This is a genomic window from Streptomyces sp. NPDC051105, from assembly GCF_040682795.1.
In the GTDB taxonomy this organism is placed as follows: domain Bacteria; phylum Actinomycetota; class Actinomycetes; order Streptomycetales; family Streptomycetaceae; genus Streptomyces.
On the sequence record NZ_JBFBBR010000001.1, the window covers coordinates 811,021 to 838,019 of the forward strand.

19 protein-coding genes and 1 pseudogene are annotated in these 26,999 nt (G+C 70.6%); 7 read left to right on the plus strand and 13 right to left on the minus strand.

Features of this window, described 5'->3' with window-relative positions; genetic code table 11:
• Positions 1-152: 152 nt before the first annotated feature.
• Positions 153-1,661, minus strand: coding sequence for a DUF4192 family protein (locus AB0N16_RS03625; RefSeq protein WP_365792588.1), 1,509 nt, complete (start codon positions 1,659-1,661; stop codon positions 153-155).
• Positions 1,662-1,790: 129 nt separating this feature from the next.
• Between AB0N16_RS03625 and AB0N16_RS03630 the strand changes: the two genes are divergently transcribed.
• Together AB0N16_RS03630 and AB0N16_RS03635 are read left to right on the plus strand one after the other, a co-directional pair.
• Complete coding sequence (locus AB0N16_RS03630) at positions 1,791-3,956, plus strand: RecQ family ATP-dependent DNA helicase (protein ID WP_365792590.1); 2,166 nt, start codon at positions 1,791-1,793, stop codon at positions 3,954-3,956.
• Between the two features lie 286 nt (positions 3,957-4,242).
• Positions 4,243-4,863 (plus strand): hypothetical protein, encoded by a 621-nt coding sequence (locus AB0N16_RS03635; protein ID WP_365792592.1) that lies wholly within the window; start codon positions 4,243-4,245, stop codon positions 4,861-4,863.
• A 305-nt stretch (positions 4,864-5,168) separates the two neighbouring features.
• On the opposite strand, the gene AB0N16_RS03640 is transcribed toward AB0N16_RS03635, so the two are convergent.
• The 3 genes from AB0N16_RS03640 to AB0N16_RS03650 form a co-directional block, all read right to left on the minus strand.
• On the minus strand, positions 5,169-5,795 hold the full coding sequence (locus AB0N16_RS03640) for a hypothetical protein (protein WP_365792594.1): 627 nt from the start codon (positions 5,793-5,795) through the stop codon (positions 5,169-5,171).
• Between the two features lie 68 nt (positions 5,796-5,863).
• Positions 5,864-6,565, minus strand: coding sequence for a ribonuclease HII (locus AB0N16_RS03645; RefSeq protein WP_365792596.1), 702 nt, complete (start codon positions 6,563-6,565; stop codon positions 5,864-5,866).
• 82 nt (positions 6,566-6,647) lie between these two features.
• Positions 6,648-7,271, minus strand: coding sequence for a TetR/AcrR family transcriptional regulator (locus AB0N16_RS03650; RefSeq protein ID WP_365792598.1), 624 nt, complete (start codon positions 7,269-7,271; stop codon positions 6,648-6,650).
• Between the two features lie 188 nt (positions 7,272-7,459).
• Here AB0N16_RS03650 and AB0N16_RS03655 point away from each other — a divergent pair, with 188 nt between their 5' ends.
• Positions 7,460-9,007 (plus strand): MFS transporter, encoded by a 1,548-nt coding sequence (locus AB0N16_RS03655; protein WP_365792600.1) that lies wholly within the window; start codon positions 7,460-7,462, stop codon positions 9,005-9,007.
• A gap of 442 nt (positions 9,008-9,449) precedes the next feature.
• Here AB0N16_RS03655 and AB0N16_RS03660 read toward each other — a convergent pair whose 3' ends face one another.
• The 3 genes from AB0N16_RS03660 to AB0N16_RS03670 form a co-directional block, all read right to left on the minus strand.
• Positions 9,450-10,379, minus strand: coding sequence for an ADP-ribosylglycohydrolase family protein (locus tag AB0N16_RS03660; protein WP_365792602.1), 930 nt, complete (start codon positions 10,377-10,379; stop codon positions 9,450-9,452).
• A gap of 10 nt (positions 10,380-10,389) precedes the next feature.
• Entirely contained in the window at positions 10,390-11,049 is a 660-nt protein-coding gene (locus AB0N16_RS03665) for a histidine phosphatase family protein (protein ID WP_365792604.1), read from the minus strand.
• An 86-nt stretch (positions 11,050-11,135) separates the two neighbouring features.
• Entirely contained in the window at positions 11,136-11,741 is a 606-nt protein-coding gene (locus AB0N16_RS03670; RefSeq protein ID WP_365792606.1) for a YdbC family protein, read from the minus strand.
• Between the two features lie 152 nt (positions 11,742-11,893).
• Between AB0N16_RS03670 and AB0N16_RS03675 the strand changes: the two genes are divergently transcribed.
• Entirely contained in the window at positions 11,894-12,427 is a 534-nt protein-coding gene (locus AB0N16_RS03675; protein ID WP_365792608.1) for a TerD family protein, read from the plus strand.
• A 75-nt stretch (positions 12,428-12,502) separates the two neighbouring features.
• On the opposite strand, the gene AB0N16_RS03680 is transcribed toward AB0N16_RS03675, so the two are convergent.
• Positions 12,503-15,397: a vitamin B12-dependent ribonucleotide reductase gene (locus tag AB0N16_RS03680; protein ID WP_365792610.1), complete on the minus strand. Its 2,895-nt coding sequence runs from the start codon at positions 15,395-15,397 to the stop codon at positions 12,503-12,505.
• Between the two features lie 164 nt (positions 15,398-15,561).
• Positions 15,562-16,113 (minus strand): transcriptional regulator NrdR, encoded by a 552-nt coding sequence (gene nrdR / locus AB0N16_RS03685; protein ID WP_365792612.1) that lies wholly within the window; start codon positions 16,111-16,113, stop codon positions 15,562-15,564.
• 504 nt (positions 16,114-16,617) lie between these two features.
• Between nrdR and lexA the strand changes: the two genes are divergently transcribed.
• Positions 16,618-17,397, plus strand: a complete 780-nt coding sequence (gene lexA / locus AB0N16_RS03690; RefSeq protein ID WP_362579448.1) for a transcriptional repressor LexA — start codon at positions 16,618-16,620, stop codon at positions 17,395-17,397.
• A gap of 148 nt (positions 17,398-17,545) precedes the next feature.
• On the opposite strand, the gene AB0N16_RS03695 is transcribed toward lexA, so the two are convergent.
• The 4 genes from AB0N16_RS03695 to AB0N16_RS03710 form a co-directional block, all read right to left on the minus strand.
• Positions 17,546-19,522, minus strand: coding sequence for an ATP-dependent DNA helicase (locus AB0N16_RS03695; protein ID WP_365792615.1), 1,977 nt, complete (start codon positions 19,520-19,522; stop codon positions 17,546-17,548).
• A gap of 256 nt (positions 19,523-19,778) precedes the next feature.
• Entirely contained in the window at positions 19,779-20,933 is a 1,155-nt protein-coding gene (locus AB0N16_RS03700; RefSeq protein ID WP_365792617.1) for a GNAT family N-acetyltransferase, read from the minus strand.
• Between the two features lie 146 nt (positions 20,934-21,079).
• Positions 21,080-23,074: an IucA/IucC family protein gene (locus tag AB0N16_RS03705; RefSeq protein WP_365792619.1), complete on the minus strand. Its 1,995-nt coding sequence runs from the start codon at positions 23,072-23,074 to the stop codon at positions 21,080-21,082.
• 387 nt (positions 23,075-23,461) lie between these two features.
• The gene (locus AB0N16_RS03710; RefSeq protein ID WP_365792621.1) at positions 23,462-24,961 is read right to left on the minus strand and encodes a diaminobutyrate--2-oxoglutarate transaminase family protein; all 1,500 of its coding nucleotides are present in this window, start codon (positions 24,959-24,961) and stop codon (positions 23,462-23,464) included.
• 278 nt (positions 24,962-25,239) lie between these two features.
• Here AB0N16_RS03710 and AB0N16_RS03715 point away from each other — a divergent pair.
• Positions 25,240-25,450 (plus strand): annotated as a pseudogene (locus tag AB0N16_RS03715) (glucarate dehydratase); the annotation flags it as partial.
• 322 nt (positions 25,451-25,772) lie between these two features.
• Positions 25,773-26,990, plus strand: coding sequence for a hypothetical protein (locus AB0N16_RS03720; protein ID WP_365792623.1), 1,218 nt, complete (start codon positions 25,773-25,775; stop codon positions 26,988-26,990).
• Positions 26,991-26,999: the final 9 nt, after the last annotated feature.

A 26,999-nucleotide genomic window follows, 5' to 3' on the forward strand; every position in this document is an offset into this window, starting at 1 on the left:
TGTGCTTCCGGAAACCGAAGACCGACGGGCCGATACCGCGCCGGCCCACGGGCGAGCGGTCACGGCGCAGCGCGGGGCCGACGAGGTTGCGTGTCCAGCGGCGGACGGCACCGACCCACGCCCGTCGTATGCCGCCCTTGGCCGGTCCTCGTTCATTCGTCCTGCTCGCCACGGCTTTTCCCGGTGCGTGTGTCCTCCCGCGTGACCCGGCCGCCTCGGGTGTCGCTCTTCTCCGCCGCGCGGGCCCGCGTGCCGTCGCCGGGCCTGGACGAACCGGGGCGGGTGCGGGTGGGACCCGCGCCCGTCGGTCGCCCACGGGTGCCCGTCGGCCGTGGCCGCCGCGGGTCGGGCCCGTCTTGGGTACGCGGGCGGTGGCGCTCTCGGGTTTCGGCGGCGGCGCTCGGCTCGTGGCCGGCGACCGGCTCGACCGGCTCGAGCTGAGCGGTGTCGCCGACGGCTTCCGCGCTGTCCGCCGGCTCGCGCCCCGCGCGTTCCGTACGCAGGCAGCGGCGGATCGACTCCGGGTCCAGACCCTCGTTGCAGGCCTGGTGCAGCAGGCGCGCGAAGAGATATTCGGGGTCCGCGCCCAGGGCCATCGCCAGGGCCTCCCGCGCTTCCAGGTCGTCGCCGGTCGACCAGGCGACCCAGCCGGCCAGGGTCAAGGGAGCGGCGGCGTGTTCGCCGTACGGGCCGACGCAGCGGCGGGCGAGGGCTCGCCACAGGCGCAGGGCCGGTCCGGCCTCGTCGCCCTCCATCCAGGCGGCCGCTCGGTCGCGGGTCGTGCGGTCCTGCAGCCCGAGGATCAGCATCGCGGCCTCGTCGTGGGCGAGCAGGGCGTCGTCACGGAGGTCCGCCTGGTGGGTCCCGGACACCGGGGTGGCGGATGCGTACCGGCTGATGATCCGCTCGGCGAGGGCGAGTGTCTCCCCGGCCACTTCCGCGCGGGAGGCGTCGTGGAGGATGCGGGGTACCAGGGCCATTCCGGCGCGGTCCAGGGCGATCTCCTGTTCCCGTACGACGCCGGTCTCCCGGGGCTGCAGCCTGGCCCGCAGCTCGCGCAGGGTGCCGCGCACCTGGATCCCGGCGTAAGTGGCGGCGGCCGCGAGCACGGAGGTGCCGGGCAGGCCCATGGGCGCGCCGTCGGGAGGACAGCACTCATCGGCCGGGCAGCAGTACGACCAGAAGCGGCCCTCCGAGACGCACAACGCCTCGATCACCGGCACGTCGAGGCGGCCGCACTCGGTGCGCAGCAGGTGCGCCAGCGGGGCGAGCCGGCGCATGACGTCCCGGCCGGTTTCGCCGGGCGCGGGTTCCTGGCAGACGTAGGCGACCATCTGCTCGGGGCGGGTTCCGCGGCGCTCGCTGCCCGTCATCAGGCCCTGGGCCAGCTGGCGTGCGGCCGATTCCCAGTCGTCCTTGTTCGCGGGGATGCCGAGCCGGGCCCGTCCACCGAAGCGGCCGCGGCCGCCCCGGTCGTGCAGGGCCACCAGCACCATGCTGTCCTCGGGGCGGTACCCGAGCAGATAGGGCAGCGCGTCGGCCAGTTCCGCCGGGGTGCGCAGGGTGATCTGGGTGTCGTGGGCGGATCGGCCGAGAGGCCCCGCACCTCCCGCGATGTCGCCGTTTTCGGAGGGTCCGGTGGTTTCGCTGTGATTCGTCATGCGCCGACGATCTCGCGGATCTCGGGATTCCGGTTTGCCTGTGGACAAGTCGAATCAGGGACACGACAAAGCCGTCTCGCTCATCCACAGCCCGCCCGGCTGTCGGTCCGGTCCTGTTGTATGGGGTTCATGGAGCACACGAGCAACACGGAACTCCGGGCACGGGCGGACGCCGTCCTCGCCCGTCTCGTCGGCGACGACACGGGCACCGCCCGGTTGCGCGAGGACCAGTGGCGGGCGATCGAGGCGTTGGTCGCCGACCGGCGACGGGCCCTGGTCGTCCAGCGCACGGGCTGGGGGAAGTCCGCGGTGTATTTCGTGGCGACCTCGCTGCTGCGGGCCGCGGGCAGCGGCCCGACGGTCATCGTCTCCCCGCTGCTCGCGCTCATGCGCAACCAGGTGGGCGCCGCGGCCCGGGCCGGCATCCACGCCCGCACCATCAACTCCTCCAACACCGAGGACTGGGAGGCGATCCAGGCGGAGATCGCGGCCGGCGAGGTCGACGTCCTCCTGGTGTCCCCGGAGCGTCTCAACAACCCTGACTTCCGCGACGAGGTCCTGCCCAAACTGGCCGCGGCGACCGGGCTGCTCGTCGTGGACGAGGCCCACTGCATCTCCGACTGGGGCCATGACTTCCGTCCGGACTACCGGCGGCTGCGCACCATGCTCGCCGATCTGCCGCCGGGTGTGCCGGTACTGGCGACCACCGCCACCGCCAACGCGCGGGTGACCGCAGATGTGGCCGAGCAGCTCGGCACCGGTGGCGGCTCGGACGCCCTGGTGCTGCGTGGTCCGCTGGATCGGGAGAGCCTGAGCCTCGGTGTGCTGCGGCTGCCGGACGCCGCGCACCGGATGGCGTGGCTCGCGGATCACCTGGACGAACTGCCGGGCTCCGGCATCGTCTACACGCTCACCGTGGCCGCCGCCGAGGAGGTCACCGCCTTCCTGCGGCAGCGTGGGTACGTCGTGGCGTCGTACACGGGGAAGACGGAGAACGCCGACCGGCAGCAGGCCGAGGACGACCTGATCGGCAACCGGGTCAAGGCGCTGATCGCCACCTCGGCCCTCGGCATGGGCTTCGACAAGCCCGATCTCGGGTTCGTGGTGCACCTGGGCTCGCCCTCCTCCCCCATCGCCTACTACCAGCAGGTGGGCCGTGCGGGGCGCGGTGTCGAGCACGCCGAGGTACTGCTGCTGCCGGGCCGGGAGGACGAGGCGATCTGGGACTACTTCGCCTCGCTCGCCTTCCCGTCGGAGGATCTGGTGCGCCGCACCCTGGACGTCCTCTCCCGGGCCGGCGGCCCCACGTCACTGCCCGCGCTGGAGCCGCTGGTGGAACTGCGCCGCTCCCGGCTGGAGACCATGCTGAAGGTTCTCGACGTGGACGGCGCCGTCAAGCGGGTCAAGGGCGGGTGGATCGCGACCGGGCAGCCGTGGACGTACGACGCGGAGCGGTACGACTGGGTGGCGCGGCAGCGCGCGGCCGAGCAGCAGGCGATGCGCGAGTACGCGGCCACGACGGACTGCCGGATGGAGTTCCTGCAGCGCCAGCTCGACGACGAGGGAGCGAAGCCCTGCGGCCGCTGCGACAACTGCGCGCGGCCGCGCTTCACGGCGGCCACCTCCACGGCAGCACTGGACGCGGCACGGGTCGACCTCGGCCGCGCGGGCGTCGAGGTGGAGCCCCGCCGGATGTGGCCGACCGGCCTGCCGGCCATCGGCATCGATCTCAAGGGACGCATTCCGGCCGGTGAACAGGCGTCGACGGGGCGGGCCCTGGGACGTTTGTCGGACATCGGCTGGGGCAACCGGCTACGGCCGCTGCTGGCGCCCCAGGCTCCGGACACGGCCGTGCCGGACGATGTCGCCCACGCGGTGGTGGAGGTGCTGGCCGACTGGGCGAAGGGCCCCGGCGGATGGGCCCCGGGCGCGGCCGACGCGCAGCCGCGCCCGGTGGGTGTCGTCACCGTCGCCTCGCGCTCCAGGCCCCGGCTGATCGACTCCCTGGGCGCCCGTATCGCGGAGATCGGCAGACTGCCCCTGCTGGGTTCCGTGGAGTACGCGGGCGAGGCGCCGCACGTCTCGCGCAGCAACAGTGCCCAGCGCCTGAAGGCCCTCGACGGTGCACTGACCGTGCCACCCGACCTCGCCACCGCGCTCGCCGCGGCGCAGGGTCCGGTTCTGCTGGTGGACGACTTCACCGAGACCGGCTGGACGCTGGCGGTCGCGACGCGCCTGCTGCGGAGGTCCGGGGCACGCGGGGTGTTGCCGCTGGTCCTGGCCGTTCAGGGCTGATCGACCCGGGGCTGTTCGATTACGGCACCGGGTGCGGCGTACGCACGTGCCGAACTAGAACGTCCCAGGGTCCTCCGTGTGTCTCACGGGGTAGGGATATAAGCAACGCACCACCACATAACAGTCGGTGGCCCCATTTGCTCGTTGCCGCATTCAAGTTCGACAGGAAGAATTGAAGTCCGCTCCCCGCACGGCTCGTCCGTGATCCGGTTGGGCCTTACTGCGGTGCGCGCTCCCCCGAATCCGATCTCGCCCGCTGTGTGGGCGCGTAGCCGAAGGGAGGAACGTGACCTTCGGATTCGCTCCGTCCTCGGCGGCATCGTTGTCGACTTCCGCGTCCGCCGCTTCCGCCAGCCGTCTGCTCGAGCCCGCGGAGTGGGCCGATGCCGGCATACCGCTGCTCCGGAACCCCCGTGAGGTCGTCAGCGGGCTGCACGCCCGACACCACCCCAGGCCGGCGACGGCGATCGTTGCCGTCCTCGACCCGGAGGAACGGCTGTGCGCGAGCGCGTCGTTCACCCGGCGCTCCACCCAGGCCGACGGTTGGATGTTCCGCAACGCGCTGCTGGCCCAGTTGCGCCGGGTCATCCCGCACGACCTGCGCCGCCGCACCCCGGTGCGGACCGCCGTACTGCTCTACTGCCGCGAGGGGGACGCGCGTTGGACGGAGGAGGACGGTGCCTGGATGTGGGGACTGCGGGATGCCTGCACTCTGCACGGGTTGCGCTGCGGGGCGTACATCACGCTGACCCGCGACGGCTGGCAGGTGCTCGGCGAGGGCCGCGGCGGGCGGCGCCCGAACGCCGACTCGCCTCCCGAACCCTTCGCCCTGTCCGAAGCCGCACCCCTGCCACCGCGCACGGGAGGCGCCGCCTCCGAGGTACTGCGCCGCGCGGCCGCCCGCTGAAGCGGGCCCCCCGCGCGGGGGCACCGGCCGAGCACACACCGCCGGGCACGGCACGCTGAAGCATGCCGCACGGCGTGCTCAGCGGGGTCACTCACCGTGCTCCGGGCCGCGCACGACAGCCCGTCGCCCGGTCACGGGACAGACCCGGCCGGGTACCCGCGCTCGGACCTTCCGTCCGCCGAGCGGCCGCGCCCGACGGTCGGTACCCCTCGCCCGGCGTCCGGGCATGCCGAAGGCACCACCGTGCGAGTCCGGCCCTGCGGCTCCTTCGGTACCTCCGGAGTCCCAGAGGCGCCGGAGGTGGCTCAGACTCCGGCGCCCAGCACCGAGTTGATCCGCTGCGGGTCGCCGCAGACGATCAACAGGGCACCGGCCCGGGAGAGGGCCAGCGGCAGGGCGGTGGCGGCGACGGCGTCGGAACCGCCGTTGACGGCGACCACGACCACGGGGCGGGTCGCGGCACGGGAAGCGACAGCGGCGTCCGTGTAGAAGACGTCGTCGCCCGCGTCGTGCTGCGCCCAGTAGGAGGCTTCACCGAAGGACAGCTCGTGGTCGGCCCACGGATGCTGCGCGCCGGTGGTGATCACCAGCACGTCACCGGGGGCACGACCCGATTCGAGAAGCAGGTCCACTGCCTCCTCGGCGGAGTCGAGAGCGCTCTCGACCGATGCCGGGACCAGCTGGATCTGCGGGGCCGCCGCTGCCGCGGCGGGCACGGCCGGGCCGGACGGGCCTGGCTTGGCCACGTCACGCGGCGTGCGCTGCACCGGCGGCGTGGGCCGCAGAGGGCCGGGACGACCGGGACGCGACGGAGCCGCGGGGCGGGGGCCGGGTACGGGACGGGGGGTCGGCGCGGTACGGCCACTGGCCGGAGTGGCGCGGGGACCCTGGGCACTCTCGTGAATCTGAGGCTCCTCGGGAATGAGAGGCATGAGCTGATATCTATCAAACGTTGGTGCAGGTCACGTGAACCGGGTGGCACAACAGTGCGACTGGAACGTCAGAAGTCGAAGCCGAGCTGACCCTCGATCTCCGGAACGCTTCCCTCCGCCCAGCTGCGGACCTTCTTGAGGTGCTGCCACTGGGGCAGCGCATCAAGATACGCCCACGACAACCGGTGGTACGGGGTGGGGCCCCGCTCCTCCAGTGCGGCCTTGTGCACGGGTGACGGATACCCGGCGTTGTCCGCAAATCCGAAGTCTGCATGGTCGATACCCAGTTCGGCCATCATTTTGTCGCGCTGAACCTTGGCGATCACCGAGGCCGCCGCGACGACCACGCACGATCGGTCACCCTTGATGACCGTGCGCACCTGCCACGGGGAGCCGAGATAGTTGTGCTTCCCGTCGAGGATGACCGCGTCGGGACGGACGGGGAGAGCCTCCAGGGCACGGACCGCGGCCAGCCGCAGTGCGGCCGTCATGCCGAGGCTGTCGATCTCCTCCGGCGAGGCGTGACCCAGGGCGTAGGCCGTGACCCAGGTCCGCAACGTCTCGGCAAGTTCCCTACGGCGCTTGACGGTCAGCAGCTTGGAGTCGGTGAGGCCGTCGGGCGGCCGGCGAAGACCGGTGACCGCGGCGCAGACAGTGACGGGCCCGGCCCAGGCACCGCGCCCCACCTCGTCGACACCGGCAATGACCTTGGCTCCGGTCGTGGCGCGGAGGGAGCGCTCGACGGTGTGAGTAGGCGGTTCGTACGGCATGGCGCCCTTAGGGTACGCCGCGCCGATCCCAGAGCAACACCCCGGCTTGCCCGACGGGAGTGCGGGCCGCCGGAGCGGTGGATCAGGCTCCGCGCGACAGCAGCAGCGGAAGCATGTAGTGGTCGATCATCCGCTCGACCTCCTGGTCGTTCCATTCGCTTCCAGAAATCTTGTTGCGGTACATCATCATCGCCGGAATGGCGTCGAGGACATAGTCATTGGCCGCATCGGCGCGCACCTCCCCCCGCTCTATGCCACGGGTGACGATCTCACCGATCAGCTTGGTGGTCGGCCCCACCACCCCGTCGAAGATCACGCCATGGAAGCGCTCGACCTGCGTCGGATCGCATTCGTGAATCACCGACCGCAGCGCGAAGCCAGGGCGCGAGAACATCGCGTCCCGGGCCTGCCGGCACAGCGCCAGCAGGTCCTCGCGCACACTTCCGAGGTCGGGGGCCTCCTCCAAACGCGGCAGACCGGCCTGCAGCGCGTCGGCGACCAGATCCTCCTTCGAGGGCCAGCGCCGGTACACCGCCGCCTTTCCGGTCTGCGCACCGGCGGCGACGCCCTCCATGGTGAGGCCGTTCCAGCCGACGGTGCTGAGCTGCTCCAAGGCGGCGTCCAGGATCGCGCGTTCGAGGACCGCACCGCGCCGACGGGGGGAGGCCGCCCGAGGAGGAACGGCAGTCCAGCGCGAGGTAACCATCTGAGTGTCTCCAGCGAGCGAGGGGAAGCGGGGAATTCCGGAGCGGGGGGCGCGGCGCGCGACGACAAAGGGGGACGCGGCACGCGACGCGCAGTTAAGTGAACGCTTGCGTTCTCTACCGAGGACTCACTACCGTTGACGCGACAGTGAACGCGGGCGTTCACTAACACCTTCGTGGGGGACCCATAGTGACAACCTCTCAACTGATACCTGATCAGAAACCGGGTGCGGCCCGCCGTCAGGGGCGCCCCGGCATCGCACTCACCGTCATTGCCGCCTGCCAGCTCATGGTCGTACTTGACGCGACGATTGTGAACATCGCGCTTCCGCACATTCAAGACGCGCTCAAGTTCAGCACCACCGACCTCACCTGGGTGGTCAGCGCCTACACGCTCACCTTCGGCGGTCTGCTGCTGCTCGGTGCGCGTGCCGGTGACATCCTCGGCCGGCGTCGGGTGTTCATGACCGGCATCCTGCTGTTCACCTTCGCCTCGCTCCTCGGCGGTCTCGCCCAAGAACCCTGGCAGCTGCTGGCCGCTCGGGCCCTCCAGGGCATGGGTGGCGCGATCGCGTCGCCGACCTCGCTGGCGCTGATCACCACCACCTTCCCGGAAGGCCCGGAGCGCAACCGGGCGTTCGGCGTGTTCGCCGCCGTGTCCGCGGGCGGCGGTGCCATCGGTCTGCTGGCCGGGGGCATGCTCACCGACTGGCTGGACTGGCGTTGGGTGTTCTTCGTCAATGTGCCGATCGGCCTGCTGATCGTCGCCCTCACCCCGCAGTACATCAACGAGTCCGAACGGCATCCCGGCCGCTTCGACATCGCGGGCGCGCTGACCTCCACGCTGGGCATGGTCTCCCTGGTGTACGGCTTCATCCGGGCCGCGGAGGAGGGCTGGCGCGACGCTCTGACCCTCGGGTCCTTCGGCGCAGCGGTGGTGCTTCTGCTGGCCTTCGTCTTCATCGAGACCCGGGCGAAGGAGCCCATCACCCCCCTGCGGATGTTCGCCGACCGCAACCGCTCCGGCACCTACGTGATCATGCTGAGCCTGGCCGCGGCGATGTTCGGCATGTTCTTCTACATCGTGCTGTTCGTACAGAACGTGCTGGGCTACAGCCCGATCCGGGCCGGTCTGGCCTTCCTGCCCGTGACGGTGGCGATCGCCGTCGGCGCCGGGCTGTCGCAGCGGTTCCTGCCCGCCCTGGGCCCGAAGCCGTTCATGATGACCGGCTCCGCGCTCGTGGTCGTCGGCCTCACCTGGCAGACGTTCATCAACCCCGACAGCTCGTATCTCGGCGGGGTGCTGGGGCCCATGCTGGTCTTCGGCTTCGGCATGGGCCTGAACTTCGTGACCGCGACCGTCACCGCGGTCTCCGGGGTCGCCCAGCACGAGGCCGGAGCGGCCTCCGGGCTGCTCAACGCCATGCAACAGGTGGGTGGTTCGCTGGGTCTGTCGATCCTGACCACGGTCTTCGGCTCGGCCAGCAAGGACGAGGCGAAGAAGCAGCTGCCGAAGTTCCTCGCCGACGGTTCGCCGGAACAGAAGGCGGAGTTCGCCAAGTCCCACCAGCTGCCCGCGCCCTGGGGACACGAGGTGCTCGCGCACGGGATCTCGACCGCGTTCATCCCCGCCGCCGTCATGGCCGCGCTCGGCCTGCTCACGGCCTGGCTGGTGATCAAGGTCCGCAAGAGCGACCTCGAAGCCCTCGCCGGCACGGCCGGGCCCGGGCTGGGCTGAACCCACCGGGCCCGGGCGAAGCCGCGGATGGCCGGACCGCCGCCAGGGGACACCCGGCAGGGTCAGAGGTCCGGCCATTCGCACCACGGCCGACAGCGCCGCGAGCATCACCAGAACTGCTACTCGGACCCACACCCCGACACCCTCCCCTCGGCTCCACTTCCGGCTCCGCCGTCCGCACTCGGACGGAGCGCGGAGTGGATGCCAGGAAAACGCCCCATGGTCACGGAGAGTTCCCATCGGGCACGGAGAGTCTCCATCGTGAATCCGGGGCTGACTCGAGCGGTCTTCCTACGCCGGACGGTCACCAACCGACGGCGTTCACCGTATTTCGATGGTCAACCACCGACGGCGGTCACCGTATGCCAATGGTCACCCACCGGCAGCGGTCACCGTATGGCGATGGTCAACCAGCGGCAGCGCTCCCCCGGTATGCCGGCGGTCATGCGTCGGCAGTGGTCCCCGTCCCGGTCGGCACCCATTCCGGCAGCGCCTCCGTCCGCTCCGTCCAGGCGGCCGGGGGTGCTCCCGCCTTGCCGCCCGCGAGTACGCCGCCGACGATGGCGCAGGTGGTGTCCACATCGCCGCCCACCTGGGCGGTCGTCCAGAACGCCGTGCCGTAGTCACCGAGGGCACGTGCCGCCGACCAGAGGGCGAAGGGGACGGTGTCATGGGCGCTCGTACGCCGTCCGCAGCCCAGGACGGCCGCCACGGTGCCCGCGTCGCCGTAGTCGAGCATGTCGCGGGCGCGCCGCAGGCCCTGGCCGACGGCGCTCTTGGGGACGAGCGCGACGACCCCGTCGAGAAGCGCCTCGGGACTCGGCGGGCCGCCGGGCGCCGCCGCCAGGGCCGCTGCCGCGGCGACCGCCATGGCACCGACCACCGCCTCGCGGTGCTGGTGCGTGGGGTAGGCCGAGATCTCGGCCTGGTGAGTGGCCTGCTCCGGATCGTCCGCGTACCAGGCGCCCAGGGGTGCGATCCGCATGGCCGCTCCGTTGCCCCATGAGCCGCGCCCGTTGAAGAGCTCGGCAGCCAGTTCGCGCCAGTCGCCGCCCTCTCTGACGAGCCGGAGCAGCCGGTTGACGGCGGGGCCGTAGCCCCGGTCGAAGTCGTGGTGCGCGGCGAAGGAGCGGGCCAGCGCGTCCTGGTCGATACGGTGGTGGGCGGCGAGGACGGCGACGACGGAACAGGCCATCTCCGTGTCGTCGGTCCACTGCCAAGGGGCCGGCGGCAGCTCGCGCCGCTGCAGCAGTGGGTAGTTCGCCGGAACGAAGAACTGTGAACCCAGCGCGTCGCCGGTCGCGAGTCCGCGCAGGCTGGCCAGGGCGCGGTCCAGGCGCCCGGCGTTCGGATTGTCGGAGGAAAAGGTCATCTCGGCCAGCCTAGCCGCTCATCCAGTTGGGCTCCGGGTCCCGCCAGCGGTCGAAAGGCCGGTCGAGCGTGTACTTGCCGTCGTCGCCGAGAACGAGCATCCGCATCTCGGCGTTCCCGGGATTGGACAGGGACTCGAAGTCCGCGACCGTCCAGTGGAACCAGCGCATGCAGAACAGCCGCATCGCCAGGCCATGGGTCACCAGGAGCACGTTGGGCGGATGGTCCGGCGCCTCGAAGCTGCGGAACAGGCTCTCCAGGAAGCCGCCCACCCGGTCGTACACGTCGGCGCCGGACTCACCCTGGGGGAAGCGGAAGAAGAAGTGCCCGTACGCGTCCCGGTACGACTTCTGCAGTCGTACGTCGTCGCGGTCCTGCCAGTTTCCCCAGTCCTGCTCGCGCAGCCGGGGCTCCTCGCGCACGCGTATGTGGTCCGGGTCGAGGTGGAAGGCGCGGAGGGTCTCGTGTGTACGGCGGTACGGGGAGACGTACACGCTGACGGGCTCCTGGCCGAAGATCTCCCGGATGCGTTTTCCGGTCTCCTCGGCCTGGAGCCAGCCCCGCTCGGTCAGGGCCAGTGCGTGGTCGGGTTCCCGCTCATACACGGAGTCGTCGACATTGCCGGTTGACTCGCCGTGCCGGACAAGGACGATGCGCCGTGGTCGTGCCATGCCAAAACCCTAGATCGAGTGACGGAAAGTCGAGCACTCGGATGGGCTCCATACAGCGTATGTCACATAAATCAAGGGTTGGAGGTTCAAACGATCCAGCTCGGTTCGAGCTCCACGATGTCGCCCGTGAGGGCCGCGATGTCGGCCTCCGTCTGGGCGCGCAACGCCAGACGTTCCACCCGCTCGGTGCGGTACTTGCCGTGTTCGGCGGCCGACCGCCACATCGAAAGGATCATGAACTCGTGCGCCGGTGCCTCCGCGAACATGCCGCGGATCATGCCGGGCGAGCCGGCCATCGCCGGGTTCCAGACCTTCTCCTGCATCAGCGTGAAGTGCTCGACGCGCTCCTCGCGCACCCGGCACAGGGCCACTCGGATCAGGTCGGAGTCGGTGAACCGCGGTTCGAAGCCGGTCTTCACATCGAACCGGTACTCGAACAGCTTGACCTGCTGGTCCTTGTACGTACCGGACTGGGACGCGGCCAGACGGTCGTGCGAGCGCGCCATGAAGGAGTCGTAGAAGGCACGGCTTTCCCAGAAGGCAAAGGTGTGCGCCACTCCGGTTCGCTGCCGACTCCAGCCCCCGCCCTGTCCACGAAATCCCGGCTCCCCCAGAAGCCCCGCCCATTTCCGCTGCCCCCGCTCGAACCCGCGGCGGTCCACCACGGTGCAGCGAATCCACTTGACCAGCACCGCGCCATCGTAAGGCCATGGGACGTGGCGTCGGTCACGCTCCGGCGGAGATCTCCCGCGCATGCGCCCCCGCGTGCGTGGCACGATGGACAAAGAGCCTTGGCAGGCCATCAGTTGGGGCAGTGGATCCTCTAGGGGGAAGGGGACGCGTGATGAGCGGTTTCAGCAAGGCGATCCGCAAGGTCGAGGTCGCGCTGAAGTGGGATCCCAGCCAGGCTGGGCAGCCGCCCACCGATCTCGACGTCATTGCCGGTACCTACACGGCGAACGACCCGTACGGGGCCCCGGACTATCTGGTGCACTTCGACAGCCGCTCGCCCGACGGCACGATCTTCCTCAACCGGGACAGCCAGGACGGCAAGGGCTTCGGGTGGGACGAGGTGATGACGCTCGAACTCGACCGGCTGGACGCCCGGTACACGCGCGTGGTCGTCGGAGTCGTCATCCAACAGCGGTCCACGCACCGGACCTTCGTGAACGTCCTGAACCCGGAGGTGCGCGTCCGGGAGGGCTACAACGTGCTGGCGGAGGACGACTTCGGCTCGGTCCTCGGAGCGACGGCGGCCGCCGTCGCGGAGTTCGTGCGCGACGGGTCGGGAGACTGGAGCTTCCGTCCCGGCCTGCACGGATTCGAGGACGACCCCGTGGTCTTCACCCGTGTCATGGGCGGCCTCGGCCGACCGTGACGGCGAACAGCCAGGAGCAGCGGTAAGGGGCGTCGGCCATAGCCGACGCCCCTTACTTCACTTCACATCAACTCGTCAGCTGCAGCCGCTGGTCGAGCCGCAGCCCTCGCAGATGTAGCAGGAACCGGCCCGCTGCATCTTCGTACCGCAGGAGAAGCAGAGCGGGGCGTCGGCCTGGATGCCCAGCTGCATCTCCACCAGTTCGGCGCTGGTGTGGGCCTGCTGCGGGGCTGGCTTGGCCGCCCCGGTCTCGGCCTTCGGGGAGGCGACGGCCTTCAGCTCCTGGGCGCGCGGCGCCGACTGGGCCAGGCCCTCGACGTCGACCTCGTCCTCGGACGGCTCGTACGAACCGGTCTCCAGGTGACGCTGACGCTCCGGGGCGGAGTGGATGCCAAGGGCGGACCGCGTCTCGAAGGGCAGGAAGTCCAGCGCCAGGCGGCGGAAGATGTAGTCGACGATCGACTGCGCCATCCGCACGTCCGGGTCGTCCGTCATACCGGCCGGCTCGAAGCGCATGTTGGTGAACTTCGAGACGTACGTCTCCAGCGGCACGCCGTACTGGAGGCCGACGGAGACCGCGATGGAGAAGGCGTCCATCATGCCCGCCAGGGTCGAGCCCTGCTTGGACATCTTCAGGAAGACCTCGCCCAGGCCGTCGTCCGGGTAGGAGTTGGCCGTCATGTAGCCCTCGGCGCCACCGACGGTGAAGGACGTGGTGATGCCGGGACGACCCTTCGGGAGGCGCTTGCGGACCGGACGGTACTCGATGACCTTCTCGACCGTCTCGCGGATGGTCGCCTCGGCCTTCTCGGTGACCTCGGCCTTCTCCTTCTCCTTGGTCTTGGCGGAGAGCGGCTGGCCGACCTTGCAGTTGTCGCGGTAGATCGCGAGCGCCTTGACGCCGAGCTTCCAGGCCTCGTAGTAGATCTCCTCGACCTCCTCGACGGTCGCCGTCTCCGGCATGTTGACCGTCTTGGAGATGGCGCCGGAGATCCAGGGCTGGATCGCGGCCATCATGCGGACGTGCCCCATCGGGGAGATGGCGCGCTCGCCCATGGCGCAGTCGAAGACCTCGTAGTGCTCGTGCTTGAGACCGGGGGCGTCGATCACGTTGCCGTTGTCGGCGATGTGGGCGACGATCGCCTCGATCTGCTCCTCCTGGTAGCCCAGACGGCGCAGGGCCTGCGGCACGGTGCCGTTGACGATCTGCATCGAGCCGCCGCCGACCAGCTTCTTGAACTTCACGAGGGCCAGGTCGGGCTCGACCCCGGTGGTGTCGCAGGACATCGCGAGACCGATGGTGCCGGTGGGGGCGAGCACCGACGCCTGGGAGTTACGGAAACCGTTCTTGTCACCGAGGCGCACCACGTCCTGCCAGGTCTCCGTGGCGGCGGCCCAGACCGGCGTGTCCAGGTCGTCCCCGCGGGCGGCCACGGCGTTGGCGTCGGCGTGCTGCTTCATGACGCGGTTGTGGGCGTCGGCGTTGCGGGCGTAGCCGTCGTACGGGCCGACGACCGCGGCGAGTTCGGCGGAGCGCTTGTACGCCGTGCCGGTCATCAGGGAGGTGATGGCACCGGCGAGGGCGCGGCCGCCGTCGGAGTCATAGGCGTGGCCGGTCGCCATCAGCAGGGCGCCGAGGTTGGCGTAGCCGATGCCGAGCTGGCGGAAGGCGCGGGTGTTCTCGCCGATCTTCTGGGTCGGGAAGTCCGCGAAGCAGATGGAAATGTCCATCGCGGTGATGACCAGCTCGACGACCTTCGCGAAGCGCTCGACCTCGAAGGACTGGCTGCCCTTGCCGTCGTCCTTCAGGAACTTCATCAGGTTCAGCGAGGCGAGGTTGCAGGACGTGTTGTCCAGGTGCATGTACTCGCTGCAGGGGTTCGAGCCGTTGATCCGGCCGGACTCCGGGCAGGTGTGCCAGTGGTTGATCGTGTCGTCGTACTGGATGCCCGGGTCGGCGCAGGCCCAGGCCGCCTCGGCCATCTTGCGGAACAGGTCCTTGGCCTGGACCTCCTCGATGACCTCGCCGGTCATCCGGGCACGCAGACCGAACTGACCGCCCTGCTCGACCGCCTTCATGAACTCGTCGTTCACGCGGACCGAGTTGTTGGCGTTCTGGTACTGGACGGAGGTGATGTCGTCGCCGCCCAGGTCCATGTCGAAGCCCGCGTCACGCAGGGCGCGGATCTTCTCCTCTTCCTTGACCTTGGTCTCGATGAAGTCCTCGATGTCGGGGTGGTCGACGTCCAGGATGACCATCTTGGCGGCGCGGCGGGTGGCACCGCCCGACTTGATGGTGCCGGCGGAGGCGTCGGCGCCGCGCATGAAGGAGACCGGGCCGGAGGCGTTGCCGCCGGAGGAGAGCAGCTCCTTGGAGGAGCGGATCCGGGAGAGGTTCAGGCCGGCGCCGGAGCCGCCCTTGAAGATCATGCCCTCTTCCTTGTACCAGTCGAGGATCGACTCCATGGAGTCGTCGACGGACAGGATGAAGCAGGCGGAGACCTGCTGGGGCTGCGGGGTGCCCACGTTGAACCACACGGGGCTGTTGAAGCTGAAGACCTGGTGCAGGAGGGCGTAAGCCAGCTCGTGCTCGAAGATCTCGGCGTCGGCGGGCGAGGCGAAGTACCTGTGGTCCTCGCCGGCCTTCCGGTACGTCTTCACGATGCGGTCGATCAGCTGCTTGAGGCCGGTCTCGCGCTGCGGAGTGCCGACGGCACCCCGGAAGTACTTGCTGGTGACGATGTTGACCGCGTTCACCGACCAGAAGTCGGGGAACTCGACGCCACGCTGCTCGAAATTGACCGAGCCGTCGCGCCAGTTGGTCATGACGACGTCACGGCGCTCCCAGCTCACCTCGTCGTACGGGTGCACGCCGGGGGTCGTGTGGATGCGCTCGATACGCAGCCCCTTGGTGGCCTTGGTGCCCTTCGCGCGGGAACTCCGTGCCGGACCGCTCGCCGTCTCTGTCATGCCGCCTCCCTCTACGGGCTAAAACGCCCTGAAATGCCACGATGTTCCCGTGACACACTGTTCTGTTCGCACGTCGCGGGCGCGCTCTGCTGCCACCCGCGACAAGTCCTGGATCGCCGTCCGACAACCGGATTCGAGCCCTCCGCCCGGTTCCGGTCCGCCCGTCAGCCGGCGGAGTGGACGGGCGTGGGCGCCCGAGTGGCCCCGCCCGGCCCGTGATCGTCCTCCTGGCTCCCCGCTCCCGCGTCTTCGTCGTCCGCGACGGGGCCCTGCGCCGCCTGCCTGAGTTCCGCGATCGCGGTCTCGAAGTCCTCGAGCGAGTCGAAGGCCCGGTAGACGGAGGCGAATCGCAGGTAGGCGACGAGGTCGAGTTCCTGCAACGGGCCGAGTATGGCCAGCCCCACGTCGTGGGTGGTCAGCTCGGCACTTCCGGTGGCCCGCACCGCCTCCTCGACCCGCTGGCCGAGCTGGGCGAGTGCGTCCTCGGTGACAGGCCGCCCCTGGCACGCTTTGCGCACGCCGTTGATGACCTTGGTACGGCTGAATGGCTCCGTGACTCCGGACCGCTTCACCACCATGAGCGAGCACGTCTCCACGGTCGTGAAACGACGGGAGCAGTCGGGGCACTGGCGGCGCCTGCGGATCGACGTGCCGTCGTCGGTCGTACGACTGTCGACCACGCGGCTGTCGGGGTGCCTGCAGAAGGGACAGTGCATGATCTCCAACCCTCCTCACAGCAGACTCGATGGCCTCGCCGGACCACCTGGGCCCCACGAAGCAGCCCCAAGCATAGGCGATCTCTGAGGCTCCGGAGACCCGGGGGACCACAACTTGTGGGCTGCCGTAGCAATCCAACCACTAGATGTGGTGATTGGCTGATACATCGCCAGGTCGCGCGTGTCGCACCCGTACCGTTACGGCGGATACGGAGATACCGTGGGCGCCGCACGGAGGTCACGTGCGACTCCGGCGCAGATGGGGGCGGTCGTCCCGGTCGGCGGCGGTCCGGATGGCAGACTGGGCACGCCCACAAGGTCATCAGTCCGGCGGCGAAGAGTGCAACCATGGAACCTTTTGCCCGTCGGGTACCGCGTGAGCCATACACCCAGACATGTGATCGCGTACGGTGAACCACGTTTTTTCACTCGAACGTGTGTTTGGCGCAACCTTTCGAAAGCAACTACCGTTGTCCAGCAGGGAGACCATCGAGAGGGGCCGACGTGACCACGACCGCAGACAGTGCCACCATCACCGCCCAGGACCGCTCCCAGGGCCGACTCGACCCGGTGCATGCCATGAACGAAGCCGTGAATCCCGAGGGACACAAGCGCTCCCTACCGGGTCGACCTCCAGGTATCCGGGCGGACAGCTCGGGCCTCACCGACCGGCAACGCCGGGTGATCGAGGTCATCCGGGACTCGGTGCAGCGGCGGGGCTACCCGCCGTCGATGCGGGAGATCGGGCAGGCCGTCGGCCTGTCCAGCACGTCATCGGTGGCGCACCAGCTGATGGCACTGGAACGCAAGGGCTTCCTGCGCCGCGACCCGCACCGCCCGCGCGCGTACGAGGTGCGCGGCTCCGACCAGGCCGTGAGCGTGCAGCCCACGGACACCGCCGGCAAGCCCGCCGCGTCGTATGTCCCGCTGGTGGGCCGGATCGCCGCCGGTGGCCCGATCCTGGCCGAGGAGTCGGTCGAGGACGTCTTCCCTCTCCCCCGGCAGCTGGTCGGTGACGGCGAGCTGTTCGTACTCAAGGTCGTCGGTGACTCCATGATCGAGGCCGCGATCTGTGACGGTGACTGGGTCACCGTCCGCCGCCAGCCGGTCGCCGAGAACGGCGACATCGTCGCCGCGATGCTCGACGGCGAGGCCACCGTCAAGCGATTCAAGCGCGAGGACGGCCACGTGTGGCTCCTCCCCCACAACTCGGCCTACGAGCCGATCCCCGGCGACGACGCGACCATCCTGGGCAAGGTCGTCGCGGTATTGCGGCGCGTCTGACGCCTGCGGCGGGCGGTCATCCGCCCGCCCTCCGATCGGGCCCCGGGACCCCTGCGCCGGTTCCGGGGTCCTGCGCTGTCCGGACCCCCGGCGACCGCCTCTTTGAATCGCGGTTGGTCTGTCCCTGGCCGGGACAGACCAACCGCGATCACTTCGTCTCCGCCTGCCGCGCCACCGCGTCGATGGCCGCCAGCGACTTCCGGACCTGGTTACGGTCCGTGGTGTACCAGAAGTCGGGCAGTGACGACTTCAGATACCCGCCGTACCGCGCGGTGGCCAACCGCTGATCGAGTACGGCGACCACACCCCGGTCCCCCGACGCCCGGACCAGCCGGCCCGCACCCTGGGCCATCAGCAGCGCGGCGTGGGTGGCCGCGACCGCCATGAAGCCATTGCCGCCCGCGTCCTCGACGGCCTTCTGCCGGGCGCTCATCAGCGGGTCGTCCGGGCGTGGGAACGGGATCTTGTCCATGACGACCAGCTGGCAGCTGGGGCCCGGGACGTCGACGCCCTGCCACAGCGACAGCGTGCCGAAGAGACAGGTCTCGGGGTCCGCCGCGAAGTTCTTGATCAGTTCGCCGAGGGTCTCCTCGCCCTGCAGGAGTATCGGGAACTCGGGGATCCGGACTCGCAGTTCCTCTGCGGCCTGCTGGGCGGCCCGCATCGACGAGAAGAGGCCGAGGGTGCGGCCGCCGGCCGCCTGGATCAGTTCGGTCAGTTCGTCCAGCATGTCGGCGCGGTCGCCGTCCCGTGCGGGGCGCGACAGGTGCTTGGCGACGTAGAGGATGCCCTGCTTCGGGTAGTCGAAGGGGGAACCGACGTCGACACCCTTCCACTGCGGGAGGTCGTCGCCCTCGACGCCCTCCGGGGCGAGGCCCAGGGAGGCGCCCACGCCGTTGAAGTCGCCGCCGAGTTTGAGGGTCGCCGAGGTGAGGGTGACCGAGCGGTCCGCGAAGAGCTTCTCCCGGAGCAGGCCCGACACGGACATCGGGGCGACCCGCAGGGAGGCGCCGAAGCGGTCGTGGCGTTCGTACCAGACCACGTCCCACTCGGAGCCGTTCACGATCCGCTCGGCCACGTCGTGCACGGTCTCCACCGAGGCCAGCGCCTGTTTGCGGACCGCGTCCTCGTCCTGGACCGACTTGTCACGGGTCGTGCCGATCGCCGAGATCACGGTGCGGGCGGCGTCCCTGAGGGCCGCCAGCGCATAGCCGAGGTCTTCCGGGATCTCCTCCAGTCGGCCCGGCAGGGCCAGCTCCATCAGCCGCTCGAAACCCTCCGCGGCGGTCTGGAGCTGGTCGGCGGCCTTCTCGTCGACCAGCTTGGCGGCGCGCCGGACCGCGCGGTTGACCTGGCCCGGAGTGAGCTCACCGGTGGCGACGCCGGTGACCCGCGAGACCAGCTCGTGCGCCTCGTCCACGATCAGCACCTCGTGCTGCGGGAGCACCGGGGCGCCCTCGATGGCGTCGATCGCGAGCAGCGCATGGTTCGTGACGACGACATCGGCGAGCTTCGCGCGCTCGCGGGCCGTCTCGGCGAAGCACTCGGCGCCGTAGGCGCACTTGGAGGCGCCGAGGCACTCCCGGGAGGACACCGAGACCTGGGCCCAGGCCTTGTCGGAGACGCCCGGAGTGAGGCCGTCACGGTCACCGGTCTCGGTCTCGTCCGCCCAGTCACGCAGCCGCAGCAGATCCTGACCGAGCTTGCTGGTCGGCGCCGCCGCCTCGAACTGGTCGAAGAGGCCCTCCTCCTCGTCCTGCGGCACGCCCTCGTGCAGCCGGTGCAGACACAGGTAGTTCGACCTGCCCTTGAGCATCGCGAACTCCGGTCGCCGGCGCAGCAGCGGGTGCAGGGCGTCGACGGTACGCGGCAGATCCCGCTCCACCAGCTGTCTCTGCAGGGCGAGGGTCGCCGTCGCCACGACGACCCGCTCCCCATGGGCCAGCGCGGGCACCAGATAGCCGAGCGACTTTCCGGTGCCGGTGCCGGCCTGGACCAGCAGATGGGATCCGTCGTCGATCGCTTCGGCGACCGATTCGGCCATGGTCACCTGGCCGGGGCGCTCCGTACCGCCGACAGCTGTGACAGCGGCATGCAGGAGTTCAGGGAGTGAGGGCTTCGTCATAGCGCGACCACCCTACGGCCCGGCACTGACAATCGGGCGATCAAGGCAGGGAGGGGGGATGGGATCACGCCGGGCGCTCCTGGACAGGTGGCCTGAGGAGGGGCTGCGGAAGGGGCGCGGAGGAAAGGGCAGGTTCGCGGGTTTGACCGCGTCGTTTTCTCCCGGCCGGAAGGGAACTGGAATCTTCCGAATTTCTTCCGGGTGGCCGGGAACTCGATCGGCCGCCACTTCGTACTACATGTGTACGCGCCATTACTCAGCGCGACATCAGATGACGTAGGGACCGGTCTCGGATCATGAGGGCGGCCCGTTTGGCAGGCAGGTCCACCTCGGCTGCGTAGCGGAAGCCCGCGCCGAGGAAGGCGGCCACGGAGGGGGTGTTGCGAAGATCGGGCTCCGCGACGATGCGCGCGCAGGCGGGGCGGTGATCGAGTACGAGATCGGCCACGGCTCTGAGCAGGGCGGACCCCAGCCCCCGTCCCCGGTCGGCGGCATCGCCGATCAGGAGGTGGACCCCGGTGTCGTGCGGGCGGGCCGGATAGTGGCGGGCGAGGGGGTCCAGGTCAGCCCGGTAGATCTCCCAGTAGCTCATCGGGGTGCCGTCGAGTCTGCCCAGGCAGGGCACGCTGCGGCCGTCTCCAGCGAGTTGGGCGTGCAGGTGGTCCTCCGTCTGCGCCCGGGAGCCGGCCAGCTGCCAGAACGCGGCCACGGCGGGGTCGTTCATCCAGCGGCTGATGATCGGCAGGTCGCGTTCGACATGGACCGGCACGAGGTGAAAGGCACCGACGGGGGTCTCGGTGGGACCCCAGGTGGCGAGCTGGTCGAGCAGGTCGAGCGGGTCGAGCGGGTCGAGCGGGTCATGGTGCAGCTCGGTTGGTCGGCCGGGAGCATGTGGGGGCGGTCCGTCAGAAGCGTGTGCGGTCGGCCGATCGGGAGCGTGCGGGGGCGGTCCGTCAGAAGCGTGTGCGGTCGGTCGGCCGGGAGCGTGCGGGGGCCGTTGTTCGTGACGGGGGGAGGCTGCTCGTTCGTCGTCGAGTGCGGCTGCTCGTTCATGGGCGGGTGCGGCGGCTCGTTCCAGGTCGAGCGCGGGGGCCTGCGCCTTGGTGGTCCGGGCAATGCGGAGACCGTCCGGTGCGGTCGGGGCCGTGCGGAGGCCGTCCGGTGCGGTCGGGGCGGACAGTCCTCCACCTCCGCTGTCGGGGCCGGGCGTCCCGCCGACGCCGGTGTGGGGCAGCCCACCGGGATCGGGGCCGGTCGCCTTCCCGGCGAAGAGGGCGAGGAGTTCGGCGGGCAGGCGGAGGTCCAGGGTGTCCTCGCAGTCCCGGGTGTCCTCGGCGGGACCTGAGCGGCCGGGGTGGACGGGGTGGACCGGTACGGGGCCTGCGTCGGCGCTCGCGTCGGTGGGAGGCATGGTGCGCTCCTCTCAGGAGACGAGGTGGGTCATGTTCCTCGGTCGGTGAGGTGAATGGAGGTCGGTGAATGAAAGGTGGTGGAGGTCGGCCCATGAAGGGCGGTGGTTGGAGGGCGGACGTCGGCGTGGTCAGGGCGGTCGGGCGGTCAGGAGTGGAGGGGGTTGGTGATGGTGACGTAGACGGACTGGGTGTCGACCGGGCCGACGAGTTCGTCGAGGCCGTGCAGCCGGGTCAGCAGGTTGGCCTTGCAGCGCAGGACGGGTGAGTCGAGCAGGCGGCCGGGCAGGGAAGTGCGCAGCCGGGCGGGTCCGGAGGCCGCGTCGGTGAGGAACCGGCGGAAGGCCGCGAGCAGCAGGATCTCGTCGGCGAGCCGCTGCGAGCCGAACGCACCGATCAGACCGAGCACGTTGTTGATGCCGAGGTAGTAGGCGAAGCGTTCGTCGGTGACCTCGTCGGAGACGAAGGTGTCGCTGTGCTCACCGATGCCGGGCAGCCGGGCATCGAGTTCCGCTCGCCGGGACTCGCGGAAGTAAAAGCCCTGGTTGTCGCGGTAGCGCCCGCCGGCGGGCCAGCCGTCGGCGTCCAGCAGGAGCAGGGTGTTCTGCTGGTGTGCCTCCAGGGCGATACCGGCCTCGCCATCGAGCCAGAGCACCGGTCGGACGACCTGCTCCAGATAGCGCAGGAACCACTCGGCACTGACGGCGCCGACGGGGCGACCGGTGCGCTGGGCGAGCCGGGCGACCACCCGGGCCAGCCGGGACCGGTACGGCCGGGGACTGCCGTTGGCCGCAGGGGCCTCGAGGGGCCGGGGTGCGACCAGCCCGGCGAGGCAGGACACGTCGTCGGCGGGGGTGAACGGGTTGTGCCGGATCACCACGTCGAGTCCGGGCACGGGCCGGCCGTCCTGGCCGTCCACGCCCAGCCAGGCGGGGTCGCGCACGACGTCGAAGCCGGGGTGGGCGGCCTGCCACTGCTTGGCGAGGCCGGCGCGCAGCAGGCGGTGCACCTCGACGCCTCGGTGGAGTTCCTTGCGGAGGTTCTCCCGGCGGGAGTTGGTGATGCGCAGGCCCAGTGACAGCTTGAGCATGGCGGAGGCGCCGGTGCGGTGAACGGTTCGTACGGAGGAGGTGGGATACCAGGGCGCGCCGAGGGGGCCCAGGTCGCGCAGGAGTCCGGCGTCGAGAAGGGCGGCGGTCGTCTCGCGGTGGCGGACCTCGCGGGCCTGCCACGGGTGCAGGGGCAGGGCGGCGCCGTAGCCGTCGGGCAGGGGCAGGGGCGTGCCGGCCAGGCTCTCCATGAGGTGCGGCGCGGGGACGGGGCGGCCGCGCTCGGTCCAGGCCGAGTCGGTAGCGAGCAGGGAGGAGGCGACCGCCATCCAGTGCAGAGGGAAGGAACCGCGCAACTCCGGTGAGTAGAGCCGGGCTTCGGAGTCGGTCAGGCCCTCGCGGCTCTTCGGGGTCGGGTGCAGTGGATGCCCGAGAAGGAGAGCCTGTTCGGCGTCGAGGAAACGGTCGGGGCCGTCTGCGGGGTGGGCACGCCGGTCCGCGATGAAGGTGACCGTGCGGCGCAGGGAGTCGGCTACCCGGGCCACGAGGTCGCAGGCGTCGGGAACGGCCTGAGTGCGGGGGGTGTCCTCGGCCGGACCTGCACTGTCGCCGACTGGGCCGGCGTTCCCATCGACGTGTCCCAGACTGTGCCGGGCTCCGTCCACCGGGCCTACCGCGGCTCCGGCGGTCTCGCGGGTGAGCAGGGCCGCGAGAGTGAGCGCGTCGACGGGTGGGGCGGTCTCGGGGGCGCCCGCCAGGCGGGGTGGGCCGAAGCGGTGCCAGCCGGTCGGGGACCAGTGACGGACCGGAGTGATCAGGGCTGTACCGCTGGCGGGCAACGGGATGCGAAGGGTGCCGGTGTCGGGCGCGGGGAGGTCCGTCTCACGTGCCCAGCAGCGGAGCAGGTTCTCCACGGCGGCGGCCTGGGCGGCGGTGTGCGGGTCCGGGTGTTCCAGAAGGTCCCCGGTGTCGTCCCGAGGCCGCTCGGGCTGGGCAGCGCGGCCGCGTTGCTGGGGAACCGACTCGGCGAGCGGAACGGGGCGTCCCTGCGCGCCTTGGTCTCCGTGGTCGTCGGGGGCGGGGGTGGCGTTCAAGGGGGTTCCTCGGGGGCTCGGGCGGTGCGGGGTGGCCGTTGGCGTTGGCCGTCGTACGCGGCGAACTCGACTGATCTGGAGGTGAACTGAGTGCTGGCTGTCCTTACGGGAGAGGTGTGGACGATGTGGGGTCTCACGCACGGGCCGGCCGGAGCGGCCGGGCCGGACGGTCTGCTGCGGGCGCACCGGCCGACTGGTTCGGTTCGGCGGCGCCGGGCGGCCGGTCTGCTCACGGCGGTGCGGCGGCGCCGGGGAGCGGACCTGCTGACCGTGGTCCGGCGGGTGGGCGCCTGCCGGATGGTCCAGCGGGTCGGTTCCCGCCGGGCGATCCGCTCGGCTGGGTCACCGCGGGCGCGGTGGCCGGTCGGCCCGTTCCGGGTGAGTGGGCTAGCCGGCCGGCTCCTTGCGGCCGTCGGGTCGGCGAGACTGCCGGACGCCGTGGGCGGCCGGGTCACGGGCCACCGCCGCCACGGCGTCGGCGAGGCGGTCCAGGACGGCGGTCGCCTGTTCGTCGGTGATGGTCAGCGGCGGCAGGAGTCGTACGACACCGGCATGGCGGCCGCCGAGCTCGACGATCAGGCCCCGATCCAGGCAAGCGCGCTGCACGGCAGAGGCCAGTTCGGGAGCGGCGGGGTGCGGCCGGGGCCGACCCGCACCGCCCCACTCGCACCCCTCTCCGGCAAGCCCCGCGACCCCCGCGGTCCGTACGCCCCCCTCCCCCGCAGCCCTCGTACACCCCTCCCCCTCCGGGTCCACCAGTTCCACCCCGATCATCAGTCCCCGCCCCCGCACATCGCCGACGCACGCGAACTCCTCCTGGAGGAGACGCAGTTGGGAGAGCATTCGGGAGCCGAGGTGGCCCGCGCGTTCGGCGAGGCAGTTCTCGCGGACGTGGGCGAGGGTGGCTGTGCCGGCGGCCATGGCGAGTTGGTTGCCGCGGAAGGTGCCGGCGTGGGCGCCGGGTTCCCAGACGTCGAGGTCGTCGCGGTAGACGACGACGGCGAGGGGGAGGCTGCCGCCGATGGCCTTGGAGAGGACCATCACGTCGGGGGTGATCCCACTGTGTTCGACGGCCCAGAAGGCACCGGTCCTGCCCACGCCGGTCTGGATCTCGTCCGCGATGAGCGGAATGGTGCGGTCGGCGGTGAGCCGGCGCATCCGGCGGAGCCAGTCATCCGGTGCCGGGATCACTCCGCCCTCGCCCTGGACGGGTTCGAGGATCATCCCGGCGGGCAGCGGGACCCCGGACTTGGGGTCGTCGAGCACGGACTCGGTCCAGCGGGCGGCGAGTTCGGCGCCGCCCGGCCCGCCGATACCGAACGGGCAGCGGTAGTCCTGGGGATAGGGCAGCCGGGCCACGCGGACGTCGCCGGCTCCGCCGGAGGCGGCCAGCGCGCCGGTGGTCATGCCGTGGTACGCACCGGTGAAGGCGAGGATGCCGGTACGGCCGGTCGCGGCCCGGACGAGTTTGAAGGCGGCCTCCACGGCGTCCGTACCGGCGGGCCCGCAGAACTGGACGCGGGCGCGGTCCGCGAGGCCGGGCGGCAGGGTGCGGAACAGTTCGGTGGTGAAGGCGTCCTTGACGGGGGTCGCCAGGTCGAGGACGGAGAGCGGGGCGCCGGAGTCGAGGACCTTGCGGATCGCCTCCAGCACCACCGGGTGGTTGTGGCCGAGCGCGAGGGTACCGGCACCGGAGAGGCAGTCCAGGTAACGGCGGCCGTCGGCGCCCTCGATGGTCAGGCCGCGGGCCCGCACCGGCACGATGGGGAGGGCGCGCGCATAGGTCCGCGCCCGCGACTCGCGCGCCGACTGGCGTCTCAGGATCCCTTCGTGCGCTGCGTGCGCTCCCCCGAACGTCCCCCCGGTCACCGACTCCGTCACGGCCACGGTTCGCTGTCCTCCCCGCTGTTCAGAGGCGAGTTGATCGGCGGGCACCGGGCACAGGCAGCGGAACCCCCACCGCTACCAACCCCGGACCGCCCGGCGGGTTACGGGTTGCCTCAAGATCCTTGCCGCACCCTTTCCCTGCCCCCTCACCTGTTCACCGTCGCCGTTCGGCCTGCCGGACAACGGCCCGCCACTCGACAGAATCCAGGTCCATTTACCGACATGTAGATCATTCGAATCGAGTCATAGCTCGGCCGACATATTGCCCGCCGCCATGTGGATGGACCACGCGTCCGGTGGAGGCGGCCTGTCTCGATGCGCAGGGCAAGCTGCTCGGGTGCCCGGTCAGCGGACCTGCTCGGCGGCGCGGTCCGGGACTCGGTGGCGTTCGCGGCGTACCTCTTCCACAGGGGGCGGAGCATCCCGCCCCCTGGGCGGCCGCCCCGCGGCCGGGACGACTGGGTCGCGGCGCTGGATCCAGCCGGGGTCGACGACGTCCGGCCGGAGGTGCGGCCCCGGACCGGTCGCACAGGCGCTACCGCGAATAGGGCGCCCGTGCCCCGCGACGACACCGGCTGCATGTGTCGGATCCGCCTGCATGCGCTGGATCCACCCGGAGTTCGAACCGCTGCTCACCTGCTGGTGAGGGTGCCGTGCCGGCTGAGGGCGGCCGAGGCCGGAGAGGCAGGTGAGAGGGGTTGTCCGGGCGGCGGGCCCGTAGCGAAACCGTTGCCCTTCCATGGGAAGCCCCGCACAGCGAGCGCATAGTGTGTGGCGCTGAAGTTCCTTACCGACAGGGGGAGTCACCACCATGCGATCCATCCGGCCGTCGTCCACCCTTCGAAGGGGCGCGCCCCGGGCGCTGGCGGCCGCCGCCCTCGCCTCGGCGCTGGCGCTGACCGCCACCGCCTGCGACAGCTCCGGCGACGACAACGCGGGCGGCCCGGCGTCCGCGTCCGCCACGGCCGACACCGGCGACGGCAAGATCAAGATCCCGGACGACATCAAGAACAAGCTCAAAGAGCACGGGATCGACGTCGACAAGTGGAAGAACGGCGCCTGGAAGAACTGGAACAAGGACGACTGGCTGCGCGAGGCCAACGACTTCATCAACCCCATCATCAAGGGCCTGTGGAACCCGGACCGGATGCGGCACGCCGACGACCCGGACCAGGACAAGGGCGTAGACGACAACGACCTCTCCGGTGACCAGGGGGTGACCGACCCGACGCCGGACCCGGTCGAGGCGAAGGCCGTGCGGACGACGTACCACGCCAACGCGGCCACCGCCGGGAAGGTGTTCTTCGACTCCCCCGAGGGCACGATGGTCTGCTCGGCGACGGTCGTCGAGGACCCCGCGCACCCCGGCAAGTCCAACCTGGTGTGGACGGCGGGCCATTGTGTGCACGCCGGCAAGAACGGCGGCTGGTACCGCAACATCGCGTTCGTGCCGTCGTACAACGACCAGGGGCTGACGGGCACGGCGCTCACGCAGGCGACGCGCTCCCAGATCGCGCCGTACGGCGTCTGGTGGGGTGATGGGGCGCAGACCTCGCAGCAGTGGATCAACCAGGGCGGGGAGACGGGCGGCGACGGCTCGTCGTACGACTACGCGGTGATCCATGTGACGCCGGAGCAGGGCAGTGGCGGCAAGTCCCTCGAGGAGACGGTCGGTTCGGCGCTTCCGGTGAACTTCGGCGCCCCGGCCGTTCCGAAGGTGTCGAGCATCACGGCCACCGGGTATCCGGCGGCGAAGCCCTACGACGGGTCGCTGCTGTACCAGTGCGCGGACAAGCCGGGGCGGCTGTCCGTCGACGCATCGGCGCCGACGATGTACCGGATCGGCTGCACGATGACCGGCGGGGCGTCGGGTGGCGGCTGGGTGGAGACGGGTGCCGACGGCAAGCCGGCGCTGGTGTCCAACACGTCGATCGGACCGGTGAGTTCGGGGTGGCTGGCCGGGCCGCGGTTCGGTGATGTGGCCAAGGGTGTGTATGAGGCGGTGAGCAAGGAGTTTGCTGATCAGTGAGGGTGGTGG